This is a genomic window from Streptomyces sp. YIM 130001, from assembly GCF_003574445.1.
GTDB lineage: Bacteria > Actinomycetota > Actinomycetes > Streptomycetales > Streptomycetaceae > Streptomyces.
In genome coordinates this window covers 175,584-188,826 of sequence record NZ_KZ984565.1, presented here as the reverse complement: position 1 = coordinate 188,826, position 13,243 = coordinate 175,584, and the positions used below count along the sequence as shown (strand labels likewise).

Below are 13,243 nucleotides of genomic sequence, written 5' to 3'. Positions count from 1 at the left end.
AGCGCACGACCAACACTCTCGTCACCGCGGCCTTTCGCCGTCACCCTCGGCGCGACGGGCACGGCAATGGCCGACAGTCACGCCGGTATTGCCCCGCAGAGTGACCACCACACATCCGTCGTCCCGCAGGACGACCACGCGAGCTGATCACCACCTCGCGCCGGTCCCGTTCCCGCTTGTGCTCTATGGCCTGCGCGACGTACGCGCTGAAGCGGCCCGGCCCCACCTGCGCCCCGCCGGCGCCGGACCTGGGCGCCTCAGGCCCCGGTCTGCAGAGCGTGCGCCTGGGACCGGTGACTACCTGCGGTGCGCGTGCTCGGCCGGAGCTTCTCCGGCGTCGCGTGGGTCTGCCGGGCGCCGTGGCTTCCCGAGCAGGACGGCGACGAGGACGGCGCCGAACGTCAAGAGACCCGCGGCGACGGTGAGCGCGAGTTCGAAGCCTTCCGTCGCGGCGTGCGCGGTGTGCAGCGAGTCGCCCCGCGCAGCCAGGGCGTCGCTGCGGCGGGCGGCCAGAGCGACGAGGACCGCCACCCCTACCGCGCCACCGACCTGTTGGACGGAGCTCAGGACGGCCGAGCCGAGTCCCGCGTTCTCCTCGGTGACGCCCGTCAGCGCTGCGACGGTCAGGCCGGGCAGGCTCAGGCCGCATCCGAGGCTCGTCACCAGCATGCCGGGCAGCACTCCCCAGGCGTAGCCGTCGCTCGGTGCCACTCCGGACAGCAGCAGAAGTCCGGCCGCGGTGATCAGGAACGACCCGACGAGGGTCCGCCGTACCCCGAGCCTGACCACCGCCCGGGAAGAGAGCCACATGCCCGCGAGGATGCCGGCACCGTAGGGCAGGTAGGCGATGCCGGCAGTGAGCGGGCGGTAGCCGAGGACGGTCTGCAGGTGCACCATCAGCAGGAAGGCCATCGCATACATCGCGGCGGAGAACAGCAAGGTCGCCCCGTTCGCGACGGCTCGGATGCGGACGAGCAGGAACGACAACGGCACCAGCGGCTCGGCGGTCCGTGTCTCGACCGCGACGAAGGCGACGGCCAGGACCACGGCCGGCGCCAGCGGCCCGACGGCGGACAGGTCGCGCCAGCCCGACTCCCCGGTCCTGAGCAGTCCGTAGACCAGGGACACCAGGGCACCTGTGCCGAGCACCGCACCGGGAACGTCGAGGCGCACCGCGCGCTCGTCCCGGCTCTCGGGTACCAGGCGCGGGAGCAGTGCCACGGCCGCCAGGGCGACCGGCAGGTTGATCAGGAAGATCCAGCGCCAGGACGCGAGGCCGGTCAGCGCGCCGGATATCACCAGGCCCGCCGTGCCGCCCAGACCGGCGATACCGCCCCAGATGCTGAACGCCTTGGCGCGCTCCGCAGTGCCGGGGAACAGCAGCGTGATCAACGCCAACGCGGCCGGGCTCGCCATGGCCGCACCCCCGCCCTGGACGAACCGCCCGGCCACGAGCTGCCAGGGCTCCTGCGCGAGCCCGCACACCACACTCGCCGCGCCGAACAGCGCCACACCGGTCAGGAAGACCCGCCTGCGGCCCAGCAGGTCCGCCATGCGGCCGAACAGCAGCAACAGCCCGCCGAAGGCGAGGAAGTAGGCGTTGACGACCCAGGCAAGGCCCGCGGCGCTGAAGCCGAGCTCCTCCCGCATGCTGGGAAGCGCCACACTCACCACGTTGTCGTCCAGGACGAGCATGAACTGGACGAAGCACAGCACGACGAGGGCCGGCCCCCGACGTACGAGAGCCTTGCGCTCAGGCGTGGTCGGCGGCCTCGTCACGCCGGGTGCCCGGTCATCGTGAGCGGCGTCGGTGAACTGCAGTGGCGCGGTGGGTCGTCGATCGGCATGGAAAAGACGCTATGCAGCTGCCGGGTTGACCGCGATGCGCTACCGGGCCATCTCATATCGCGTTGAGGACATAGCCTGGGGACCATGACCGAGGCCGTCGAGGGAGCCGTCCCGCCCGGCGCGGGCGCGATCGTCGTAGGGAACTTCCCGTTGGAGCACGGGCAGTGGTTCATCCCGCACCGGCACCCACAGCACCAGTTGGCCTGGGCGCGGCGCGGTGTGCTCGGCGTCGCGATCGACGACGCCCACTGGGTCCTGCCACCCACACGGGCGCTGTGGCTTCCCGCAGGTGTGGTCCACAGGACCGGCGTGACGCGCGAAGCGGTGCTGTGCAGCCTCTATTTCGAGCCGGACAGATGCGATCTGGACTGGACGGACCCGACCCCCGTCGGCGTCGACGGGCTGCTTGCCCACCTGATCGCGTACTTGAGTCTCCACGAGCTCGAGGATGCCGCGCGGCTACGGGCGGAGGCGGTCGTCCTGGACCTGCTCCGTCCCTTGCCGGCCACCCCCATCGACGTCCCGCAGCCCACCGACGACCGCGTACGCGCGGTGGCCGACGCTCTGCTGGCCGACCCCGCGGACGATCGCAGCCTCGAGGCGCATGCGCGGGCGATCGGGGTGAGCCGACGCACCCTGACCCGGCTGTTCGTCCACGACACCGGCATGCACTTCGACCGCTGGCGTACCCATGTGCGGCTGCGCGCAGCGCTTCCCCCGCTCGCCGAGGGCCAGCCCGTCTCCCGGGTCGCACACGCGGTGGGGTACGCGACGCCGAGTGCCTTCCTCGCGGCGTTCCGGCGAACCGTCGGCACGTCCCCGGGGCGCTACCTCGCCTTGCACCGACCGTCTCCGGACCCCCGGCCCCGATGATCGGACGCGTGCCCCGGGTGCGGCAGGGCGGCCGTAGTGTCGTGGTTCGGCCCGTGCACGAAGGCCCGATCGAGATCCTGGCCGGTCCGACCCCGGCGGGCAGCGGGTGCGGGGAACGGGTGGCGACCCGGAGGTAGGCCGTAGTGAGTACTTCGCCCAAGGGCGGCGCGGCTGTCGTCCTCGGTTGCGGGCCGATCGGCAGATCGGCCGCTGCCGCGCTGGACGGGTTCGTGGATCCGGTGACCGTCGTCGAGCGGTTCGAGCTTCCCGACGGCCGCCCACGGGGAACACCGACCGGCCACCCGCACACCATCGGTCAGGATTCGAGAAGCACCCCCGTCCCCACCGCTCCTACGGTCGCAGCATGGACGGCGAACCGACCGAGACGAGGGCGACCATGCAGCAGGACCAGCGGGCCGGTGCGCGCAAGCCCGGCACCCCCGGGGCGTTCTCCCGGTGGATGCAGCAGCGGGCGAACGCCCGGCTGATCCGCAAGATCCGGCGAGGACGCGGCACGTTCATGGGGATGGACGTACTGATCCTGAACACCGTGGGCCGGCGCAGTGGTCAGCCCCGGGAGACTCCCGTGGCGTGGTTCGCGGACGGCGCGGACGGCGCGGACGCGTGGCTGGTCGTCGCGTCGGGCGGCGGAAGTCAGCACCCGGACTGGCACGCCAACCTGACGGGGCACCCTGACCGGGCGTCGGTCGAGCTGCCCGGCGGCGACACCCGGCCCGTGACACCGCACCGCCTCAGCGGCCCCGAGCGCGAACGCGCCTGGGAGCGCATCACCACCGCCCAGCCCCGCCTCGGCAAGTACCAGACCAAGTCCGACCGTCAGTACCCGGTCATCCGCCTCACTCCGCGCTGAGCCACCGGAGTACGCGACGGCAGGGGCGACGGCCCGGTCCGCGACCGGCTCCTCGTCCGTGACGGGAGCCGGCACCCGGGACATCGCCTTGAAGCGGCGCGCCTCGGCCCTGCGGTGCCGGCCCACGAGATTGGTCGCGATGCCGAACAGCCAGGGCCGGGCGTCACCGCGCGCGGCGTCGTACCGGTGTCGTCGGGCGAAGGCCGTGGTGAAGGTGTCGGCCATCAGGTCCTCCGCCGCCTCCGGACCGAGGCGGCGGGCGGCGTACCGGTGTACGGCGCCCGCGTGCCGGTCGAAGAGGACGGCGAACTGCTCGGGCTCGTCCCGGGACCGCTCGATCACGCGGGCGTCGCTGTCCTCACGGCTGCGGACGCCCGGTTCTACGGTCATCGGGGCTCCTGTTCGTCGGGTGGACGTGTGAAGGGCTCGGGCTTGCACCCGTCCTTCGCCGCTGCCGGGAATCGAGTTCCGTACGGCGCCCCGACGGCCCTGGAGGAGATGCTCCCAGAGCCGGCCCGCGTTCACCCCACCCGTGCCCGCAGCTCTCCCTTGACCACCTTGCCGCTCGCGTTGCGTGGCAGGTCCGGGAGGAAGTGGACCTCGCGGGGGACCTTGTAGTTGGCCATCTCGCGGCGGGACCAGGCGATGACGTCGTCGGCGGTGAGGGTGGTGTCCGGGTGGCGGACGACGTAGGCGCTGCCGACCTCGCCGAGGCGGGGGTCGGGGACGCCGACGACCGCGACGTCCGCTATGTCCGGGTGCAGGCCGAGGAGTTGCTCGATCTCGGCGGGATACGCGTTGAAGCCGCCGACGATGAACATGTCCTTGATGCGGTCGGTGATGCGGAGGTTGCCGCCGGTGTCGAGGACGCCCACGTCTCCGGTGCGCAGCCAGCCGTCCGGCGTGATGGCCTTCTTGGTCTCCTGCGGGTCCTCGAAGTAGCCCTGCATGACGTTGTGTCCGCGGACCATGATCTCGCCGGGGGTGCCGGGCGGTGCCTCGTCGCCGTCGGGGGTGACGACCTGCACCTCGGTGTCGGGGATGGCGCGTCCGGACGTGGCGGCGATGACCTCGGCCGGATCGCCGCGGCGGCACATGGTGACGATGCCGCCGGCCTCGGAGAGGCCGTAGGCGGTGAGGACGGTGGCGATGTGGAGTTCGGAGCGGAGGCGTTCGACGAGTTGCAGCGGTACGACCGCGGCGCCGGTGACGACCAGGCGCAGCGCGGTGAGGTCGTGGGCCGCGCGGGCGGGGTGGTCGAGGAGTGACTGGTGGAGGGTGGGCGGCCCGGGGAGTACGGAGATCGACTCGGCGGCGATGTTGGCGAGGACGGTGTCCACGTTGAAGACCGGCTGCGGGATCATCGTGGCGCCGCGCATCAGGCAGGCGATGACGCCGGCCTTGTAGCCGAAGGTATGGAAGAACGGGTTCACGATCAGATAGCGGTCGCCCTCGCGCAGGCCGCCGAGTTCGCTCCACACGTCGTAGCAGCGCAGGGTCTGGGCGTGGGTGATGATCGCGCCCTTGGGCCGGCCGGTGGTGCCGGAGGTGAAGATGATGTCGGAGGGCGATGCGGACTCGACGGCGTCGGCGCGGGCGGCGACCTCGGCGGAGCCGACCGTGTCGCCGCCCGCGAGGAAGTCCTTCCAGGTGCGGAAGGCGCCGGGGGCGTCGTCGGAGAGGACGACGACGTGTTCCAGGTGCGGGAGGGCGGGGAGCGGGCCGTCGCCCGGGCCTTCGGCGGTGGCGCGGCGCAGGGACGCGACGTACGAGGTGCCGAGGAAGGTGCCGGTGACGAAGAGGAGTTTGGCGCGGGAGCGTTCGAGGACGTAGGCCGCTTCGGCGCCCTTGAAGCGGGTGTTGAGCGGGACGAGTACCGCGCCGGCGGTGACCGCGCCGAGGGCGGACACGATCCAGTCCAGGGTGTTGGGTGCCCAGACGGCGACGCGGTCGCCCGGTTCGACGCCGGAGGCGATGCAGGCCCCGGCGGCCCGCTCCACGCGTTCGCCGAGTTCTGCGTACGAGATGCGCGTGCGGCCCTCGACGACGGCTTCCCGGTCGCCGTAGCGCTCGGCCGCCGAGCGGACCAGGCGGGGGACGGTGCCCCATTCGAGGTCGCCTCGCATGGGGATGCGGGCGCGGGTGCGGGCCGTCGGGCCCTGGCCGCCGCCTCCTGCCGCGCCTCGCCCCCAGCCGCTCGCCCCTCCGCCCGGCCCTTCGCTCGCCCGGTCCACGCGCTCCGCCGTCATCGAAAGCCTCCCGTCCAGATAGCTGACCGCAGGTGCCCGACCAACAGGTGGCCGGCCACAGGTAGCTGACTATCCGTCAGATTAGCTGTAGCCTTCCCGGCTGTCAGCAGTGAAAGCCCTTCAGCAGCAGGCGAGTTGATCGTGGAGGTGACGATGTCGGCGACCCTCAAGGACGCTACGGCAATTGTCGGAATCGGCCAGACCGCCTTTGCGAAGCAGCTGGTGGAGGACGAGAAGACGCTCGCCTGCCGGGCGATTCTGACCGCGCTCGAGGACGCCGGTATCTCACCGGCCGAGGTGGACGCCTTCGCCTCGTACACGATGGAGGACACCGACGAGGTGGAGATCGCCAAGGCGATCGGCGCCGGTGACGTGACCTTCTTCTCCAAAGTCGGCTACGGCGGGGGCGGTTCGTGCGCCACGGTCGGCCACCTCGCGGCGGCCGTCGCCACCGGGCAGGCGAATGTGGGCATCGCCTGGCGCTCCCGCAAGCGCGGCAGCGGACCACGCCCGTGGAAGAACACCCAGGTCCAACTCCCCACGCCCGCCCAGTGGACCCGCCCCTTCGGCCTGCTCCGCCCGGCCGACGAGATAGCCATGCTGACCCGCCGCTACATGCACGAGTACGGCGCGACCCGCGACCACCTCTTCAACGTCGCCCTGGCCTGCCGCAACCGCGCCAACCAGAATCCGGCCGCGATGATGTACGAACGCCCGCTGACCCGCGAGATGTACATGACGTCCCGCTGGATCAGCGAACCGCTCTGCCTCTTCGACAACTGCCTGGAGACCGACGGCGCCCTGGCCGTCGTCATCGTCTCGGCCGAACGCGCCCGCGACTGCCCGCAGAAGCCGGTCTACGTCCACTCCGTCGCCCAGGGCCTGCCGTCCCAGCACCACGGAATGGTCAACTACTGGAACGACGACCCGCTGCGCGGACCGTCCTGGGCAGCGGCCCAACACCTGTGGAAGCAGGCCGACTTCGCCCCGGAGGACGTCGACGTGGCGCAGATCTACGACGCGTTCACCCCGCTCATCCCGCTCTCCCTCGAGGGCTACGGATTCTGCGGACGCGGCGAGGGCGCCGCGTTCACCGAGGGCGGTGCCCTGGAGATCGGCGGCCGGCTGCCCGTGAACACCTCGGGCGGCGGGCTCTCCGAGGCGTACGTGCACGGCTTCAACCTGATCACCGAAGGCGTGAAACAACTGCGCGGCACCAGTACCGCACAGGTCCCGGACGCCGCCACCTGCCTGGTCACCGCGGGTGAGGGCGTGCCCACTTCGGCCGTACTGCTGAGGAGTTGAGAAACAGCGATGAGGACGACCACCGACAGCGGACTGCTGCTCCCGGTGCCCGATGCGGACGGCGCGCCCTTCTGGGAGTACACGGCGCGGGGCGAACTGCGCGTCCAGGCCTGTGCGGCTCCGGACTGCGGCGAACTGCGTTTCCCGCCACGGCCGTGCTGCCCGCACTGCGGGTCGTTCGACAGCGAGTGGCGGCTGATGTCGGGGCGCGGCCGCATCTGGTCGTACGTCAGGCCGCATCCGCCGCTACTCCCCGCCTACGCCGAACAGGCCCCGTATCACGCGGTTTTGGTCGAGTTGGCGGACGCGCCGCGCATCCGGATGGCCGGGAATCTCGTCCGTTCGGCGGGCGCGGCGCTGGACTCCGTCGACCCGGCGCGGCTGCGGATCGGCGCACGCGTGCAGGTGGTGTTCACCGAGCTCGACGGAGTGACGCTGCCGCAGTGGGTCCTGGAGCGGACGTCATGACGGCGAGAGCGGGTACCGGCAGGGCGTGTACGGCGACGGCATGTACGGGGAGGGACGCATGGGTGTGACGGTGCGGACCGACCGGGGCTCCGGGGTCGCGGTGGTGACCCTGGACCGGCCGGAGCGGCACAATGCGATCGACCTGGAGATGGCGAGTCAACTGACCGACACCTGGGCTCAGTTCAGATTCGACGAGACCGTGCGGGCCGTCGTGCTCACCGGTGCGGGCGAGCGCGCCTTCTGTACCGGCATCGACCGCTCGGCCGTCTCGGACGTACCGCAGCCGACGTCCCCGTACTCGGTCGACGACCCGCTGCACGCGGTCGGGCCGAAGGCCGGCGACCTGTGGAAGCCGGTGATCTGTGCCGTCAACGGCATGGCCTGCGGCGGCGCGTTCTATCTGATCGGCGAGAGCGAGTTCGTGATCGCCGACGAGCAGGCCGAGTTCTTCGATCCGCACACCACCTACGGGATGGTCAGCGCCTACGAATCCGTACTGCTCGCCCAGCGGATGCCGCCCGGTGAGGTGGCCCGGATGGCCCTGATGGGCACCGCGGAACGCATCTCCGCCCGCCGCGCCCACGAGACGGGCCTGGTCTCCGAAGTCACCGCGACGGGAGGGGCGTTGGAGGCGGCGGTACGGTGCGCCGAGACGATCGCCGGGTACCCGACGGAAGCGGTGCAGGGCACGGTCCGCGCGGTGTGGGCCGCGCAGGAGGCGACCCGCGCACCGGCCTACGCCCTCGCCCCCCACCTGATCGCCCTCGGCAACCTGCCCCCGCCCGAACAGGCGAGACGGTTCGCGCGGCGGGGGACGGAGGGCGGGGGGTTTCGGGTGCGGTGAGCGCGCGGGCGCCGCGGTCACAGGTGTTTGCCGCTGTCCACCGGGCCGAAGGTCAGGGTGGGGACGGCCTCCAGGATCTGGCCGATCCGCTCGGCCTGCGCCTCCGCCTCGGCCCGGCGCTTCTTGGTGGAGCGGCCGAAGAGCTCGACGGTGAGCGCCACCTTGCGTCCGGAGCGCTTCTGGTGCCAGATCCCCGCCACCTCGCCGCCCACGGTCACCACCTGCGTCGTACCCGCCTGCCCGGTCGACAGGGCCCGCTCGGCGGCCTGTCCCGGATAGATGAGCTTCCGGGGGTGGCTGCCGATCACGTACGCGTCGAAGTACGGGAGCAGACGCAGGGCGGGAGCCGGTGCCTCGGCCGGATACGCGGGTTCGTCGGCGAGCTGGTAGCTGTCCGTCTCGTCCTCGGCGAATCCGGCCACCGGGCGCAGTTCGTCGCCGAGGGAGGCGAAGAGGTCGGCGGCCCAGCGGCGCGGGGCGTTCAGCCACTGGGCGAAGTCGCGGGAGCTCCCGGGGCCGTAGGAGCGCAGGTAGCGGCGGACGAGTTCGGCCAGGGCCTTGTCCGGGTCCATCGGGCGCAGGCCCGGCAGCCAGCGCTCGGGGCTGGTGTAGGTGACCTTGCGGCCCCGGTTGGGGCCGAAGCAGAGTGCGCCGCGGTGGCCGGCCACGTGCAGCGCCTGCCGCCAGCGCGGCCACATGCCGGTGAAGGCAGGCGTCACCGGGTCCGCGGCCCAGTCGCCGGTCCGGGCGATCACGGCGTCGCTGAGCTCGTCCACCGTGGGTGGCTCCCCCTCCCGCAGGATCCCGGCCACCGCCTCGACCACCTCGTCGGTCTGCGCCTCGTCCAGTCTCGCGGACTGCGCAAGACCGCTCACCGGCATCGGTACGGCGGACAACGCGCCGGTCCAGAAGGAGAGTTCGGCGGCGGGAAGCAGGTGCACGGTGCCGCGTGGCCCGAATGTCTTGACCAGCGTCCGCTCCTCCCACAGCGCGTCACGCACGTCCTGGCGAGTCGTGCCCTCCGTCCGCAGGCCGACGGACAGCTCGGCCGCCGACATCACCTGGGCGTGAGCCCCACCGATGGCGGCCACCACGTCCGGGATCCGGCCGGCCGCGGCGGGCCGGTCGAGGAAGTGCCGGGAGAGCCGCCTGGCACACACGTCGTTCCAGGTGGCGGATCCGGACGTGGGCTCCTCGCGGTCTGCGGTGCTGCCCGCGATCCTGCTGCCTGCCATCGGCGGGGTTCCTCCTGGATCGGGAAGTGCCGGGCCGGTGGCAAGCGTGCCATGGCGCGGCCGCGTGGCGAACGGGCACAGGCCGGAGTACGCGAGGAACTGCCCGTGAACAGACTGCACTTCCTCCGACGGCCGCGGCGCCGCTCAAGTGGCGGCGACGGCCCCGCGCGCGGGACTGGGCAGGCGGGGGCGCTCGGTCCAGGTTGCCGCATGGCGACCGTCGCGTACCCGGCGTAGCGTCGAACGCGAGAGCGGAGAGCCTCGCTCTGGCGCAGGCCAGCCCCTCCTAGGAGGTCAGCCGATGGTCCGGAACATTCTGGGGTCGATACTCGCTCTCGTCGGAGCGGCGGCCGCCGTGTTCAGTCCCTTCCGTGCTTGGTACGACGGCCGTCAGGGGCGGTACTACCGCCTGAGCGAACTGTTCTCCGGCGACGGCGTCACCGGGTCGCGCAGCGGCCTCTTCGATTCGATCTTCCTGCCGCTGGCGGTGGCTGCGCTGATCACGCTGCTCGGCATCCTGCTGCGGTCGCGGCTCATGGTCGCGCTGGCCGGCGTGATCGTGCTCGGCTTCACCATCCTGTGGATGGTCCGCGTCGGTCAGGCACAGGGCAACCTCGCGGTGGACTCGGAGGGGAACGGCCTGGCGCTGGGCGTCGCGTTCGCCTTCGGCGGCGGACTGCTGCTGCTCCTGGCGTCGCTCCTCATGTCGGGCCGCGACCGACGGCGCCGTCGCCGCCTCGACGAGGGCACCCCGACCGCCTACGAACCACCGCCGACGGTCCCGACCCTCGACTCCCCGCCGCCCTACGCCGCGGGCTACGAGGACGGCTACGCGTCCGGGCCCCAGCGCCCGACCGAGGACCGGCCGCACGGGGGCGGCGGGGCTACGGCGTCCTAGGCGTATTGATCACGGGCGTTGTCAACGCCCGAGCGCGCTGAGCCCGTCCGGCGGGCAAGCGGCCCGCGCGGAACGTGAACCGCTCACCGCGGACCACTCACCGGGGACCACTCACCGCGGAACGTGAACCGCTCACGAGGCGCCCGGCGGAGTCGATTTCGTCCCGGTCCCCTTCACCGCGTCCAACGCGTACACGCACCGGTCCTTGCTGCACGCATAGACCACCCCGCCGCGGGCCACGGGCGACCCGGTGATCTCGCCCCCGGTGGCGAGCTTCCACCGCAACTGCCCGCCCACCGCGTCCAGCGTGTAGAGACAGTGATCCGCGGAGCCGAAATGCAGCCGGCCCTCCGCCGCGACCGGCGAACCGATCACCTCGCCGCCCGACTGGAAACGCCACTTGGGCGTCCCCGTCACCGCATCCAGCGTGTACAGGCCGTTACCGCTGCCCACGTGTACGTGACCCCCCGTGACGAGCACGGGCTCGATCGAGGACCGGGACTCGGTCGCGATACGCCACCGGTCACGCCCGTCGGCCGCATCGAGGGCGTACACCGTGCCGAGATAGTCGGCGAGGTACACCCCGCCCCCGGCCACCGCGGGACCCGGCGCGAAGGCGGGCGGCGAGAGGAACACCGCCGGCGCCTCGAAGTGCCAGCGCACGAGCCCGGACGCCACATCGATGCCGAGCACCCGCGTACCGGCCGCGATGTACACGTTGCCGTCCTCGGCCTGGGTGATCCGCGCCGGCACTCCCCCGCAGGAGGACGCGTCGCCGATCGGGTACGACCAGCGCTCCACGCCGGTACGGGCCTCCACCGCGCGGAGCCGGGCGTCCTTCCAGACGTAGACCGTGCCGTTGTGGATGGCGGGCCCGGCCTCCGGTGTCTCGAAGTCGGTCTGGGCGCCGGTGATCTCCCACAGTTTCTCGCCGTTGGCGGCCTCCCAGCCCTGTACACCGCCGCCCCGGGTGCCGGTGACGATCGTGCCGCGGTCGGACTTGAGCGAGTACACCCAGGCCTCCGACTGCAGCCGCCACAGGTCGGAGCCGTCCTTGGCGTCCAGGGTGTACAGGGTCGGACCGTCGGAGGCGTGGATACGGCCGTCCGCGACGGACATCGACCAGGCGACGTCGCGGGTCTTGAAGCGGCGCCGGCCGCTGGCGACGTCGAGAGCGTGCACCTCGAAGGAGGTGACGTACACCTGGTCGCCCTCGACGTAGGGGGTGCCCCACACGTCGTTGGACATACGGAACCGCCATGGCCGCCAGGGCGCGCCCTCCGGCGGTGCGGACTGGGGCACGGCGGGCGCCTGGGCCGGTCCGGCACCGTTCACCGCGGGTCCCCCAGGATGCGCGGAACGCGCCCAGGACGCGGCGAGCGCGTCCGGCTCGGCGGCCTGCGCGGCGTGCATCCGCGCGTCGGCCACCCGCGGACCCGGCCCGATCGGCACGGGCGAGCCGGGGATGTGTACGGGTCCGGCGTCGGGGGTCGCGGGCGCCGGTGCGGGACCCCCGCGCCAGGCGGCGTCCCAGTCGTCACCGGCGCCGGGGTGCGGCGGGCCGGGGGGCGGGACGGTGATGGGCGGCGGGGACGGTGGTGGCGCCATGGCCGCAGGAGCGCTCCGGGCGGCGCTGCGCGCGGAGGGCGTGGCGCGGGAGAAGGGCCGGCCGCCGCGCCGGGTCTCGATCAGGGCGACGGCGCGTTCCGGCAGCCAGGCCGAGGCCGTCCCGCTGTCGTCGGAGCCGGAGGAGAACAGATGCGGCGCGAGCTGCGCCTGCAGATCGGCGGGGCTCGGCCGCAGCGCCGCCTCCATGCCCATGCAGGACTCGATCAGCGGTCTCAGCTCGTCGGGCAGCCCGTCCAGGTCGGGGCCCTCGCGCAGCAGCATGAAGACGGTCTCGACGGGGTTGGCGCCGTGGAAGGGCGCGTGTCCCGTCGCGGCGAAGACCAGGGTCGAGCCGAGCGAGAAGACGTCGCTGGCGCCGGTGACGCTGCGGGAGTCCTTGGCCTGCTCGGGCGACATGTACGCGGGCGTACCGACGGCGACGTTCGTCATGGTCAGACGGGTGTTGGAGACGCCGGACGCGATACCGAAGTCGATCACGCGGGGGCCGTCCTCGACGACCAGCACGTTGGACGGCTTCAGGTCGCGGTGCACGAGGCCCGCGCCGTGAATGGACTGCAGCGCCTCGGCGACACCGGCGGCCAGCCAGCGCACGGCCTGGGCGGGCATGGGCCCGCACTCATTCACTATTTCCTCGAGCGAGGGCGCGGGGACGTAGGCGGTGGCGAGCCACGGCACGGCGGCGCGCGGGTCCGCGTCCACGACGGCCGCGGTGTAGAAGCCGGACACCGCGCGGGCGGCCTCCACCTCGCGGGTGAAGCGCACACGGAACAGCTGGTCCTCGGCCAGTTCGGTCCTGACCGTCTTGATCGCCACCCGCCGGCCGGATGCCGAGCGCGCAAGATAGACGAGCCCCATGCCGCCGGCACCCAGCCGTCCGAGAACCTCGAACGGTCCGATCCTGCGCGGATCGTGCTGCGTCAGCTGCTCCACCTTGCCTGCCACCTCCCCGTAACTGACCACGCCACCTACAGCCACAGGTCAGCGTCTCACCACCGAGCCGCGTCGGCGGCACGCACCCCGATT

At 72.3% G+C, this 13,243-nt stretch carries 10 protein-coding genes and 1 pseudogene; 6 read left to right on the top strand and 5 right to left on the bottom strand.

Annotated features, from left to right (window positions below; all coding sequences use genetic code 11):
• Positions 1–297: 297 nt before the first annotated feature.
• Positions 298–1,695 (bottom strand): MFS transporter, encoded by a 1,398-nt coding sequence (locus tag DSC45_RS28555; protein ID WP_119294886.1) that lies wholly within the window; start codon positions 1,693–1,695, stop codon positions 298–300.
• Between the two features lie 237 nt (positions 1,696–1,932).
• Between DSC45_RS28555 and DSC45_RS28550 the strand changes: the two genes are divergently transcribed.
• Positions 1,933–2,721, top strand: coding sequence for an AraC family transcriptional regulator (locus DSC45_RS28550; protein ID WP_119294856.1), 789 nt, complete (start codon positions 1,933–1,935; stop codon positions 2,719–2,721).
• 364 nt (positions 2,722–3,085) lie between these two features.
• On the top strand, positions 3,086–3,592 hold the full coding sequence (locus DSC45_RS28545) for a nitroreductase family deazaflavin-dependent oxidoreductase (protein WP_240434890.1): 507 nt from the start codon (positions 3,086–3,088) through the stop codon (positions 3,590–3,592).
• A gap of 33 nt (positions 3,593–3,625) precedes the next feature.
• Here DSC45_RS28545 and DSC45_RS28540 read toward each other — a convergent pair.
• Both DSC45_RS28540 and DSC45_RS28535 read right to left on the bottom strand, forming a co-directional pair.
• Positions 3,626–3,982, bottom strand: a pseudogene (locus tag DSC45_RS28540) (sigma factor); the annotation flags it as partial.
• Between the two features lie 131 nt (positions 3,983–4,113).
• Positions 4,114–5,718 (bottom strand): FadD3 family acyl-CoA ligase, encoded by a 1,605-nt coding sequence (locus DSC45_RS28535; RefSeq protein WP_119294855.1) that lies wholly within the window; start codon positions 5,716–5,718, stop codon positions 4,114–4,116.
• A 276-nt stretch (positions 5,719–5,994) separates the two neighbouring features.
• Here DSC45_RS28535 and DSC45_RS28530 point away from each other — a divergent pair, with 276 nt between their 5' ends.
• Genes DSC45_RS28530 through DSC45_RS28520 form a run of 3 tightly spaced genes read left to right on the top strand, consistent with a single transcriptional unit; the run spans position 5,995 to position 8,458 of the window.
• On the top strand, positions 5,995–7,146 hold the full coding sequence (locus tag DSC45_RS28530; RefSeq protein ID WP_119294854.1) for a lipid-transfer protein: 1,152 nt from the start codon (positions 5,995–5,997) through the stop codon (positions 7,144–7,146).
• A gap of 9 nt (positions 7,147–7,155) precedes the next feature.
• The gene (locus tag DSC45_RS28525) at positions 7,156–7,614 is read left to right on the top strand and encodes a Zn-ribbon domain-containing OB-fold protein (protein ID WP_119294853.1); all 459 of its coding nucleotides are present in this window, start codon (positions 7,156–7,158) and stop codon (positions 7,612–7,614) included.
• Between the two features lie 58 nt (positions 7,615–7,672).
• Positions 7,673–8,458, top strand: a complete 786-nt coding sequence (locus DSC45_RS28520; protein ID WP_119294884.1) for an enoyl-CoA hydratase/isomerase family protein — start codon at positions 7,673–7,675, stop codon at positions 8,456–8,458.
• A gap of 17 nt (positions 8,459–8,475) precedes the next feature.
• On the opposite strand, the gene DSC45_RS28515 is transcribed toward DSC45_RS28520, so the two are convergent.
• Entirely contained in the window at positions 8,476–9,693 is a 1,218-nt protein-coding gene (locus tag DSC45_RS28515; RefSeq protein WP_119294852.1) for a winged helix DNA-binding domain-containing protein, read from the bottom strand.
• 301 nt (positions 9,694–9,994) lie between these two features.
• Between DSC45_RS28515 and DSC45_RS28510 the strand changes: the two genes are divergently transcribed.
• Positions 9,995–10,591 (top strand): hypothetical protein, encoded by a 597-nt coding sequence (locus DSC45_RS28510; RefSeq protein WP_205571456.1) that lies wholly within the window; start codon positions 9,995–9,997, stop codon positions 10,589–10,591.
• A 132-nt stretch (positions 10,592–10,723) separates the two neighbouring features.
• Here DSC45_RS28510 and DSC45_RS28505 read toward each other — a convergent pair whose 3' ends face one another.
• On the bottom strand, positions 10,724–13,180 hold the full coding sequence (locus DSC45_RS28505; protein ID WP_240434889.1) for a protein serine/threonine kinase AfsK: 2,457 nt from the start codon (positions 13,178–13,180) through the stop codon (positions 10,724–10,726).
• Between the last annotated feature and the right edge of the window lie 63 nt (positions 13,181–13,243).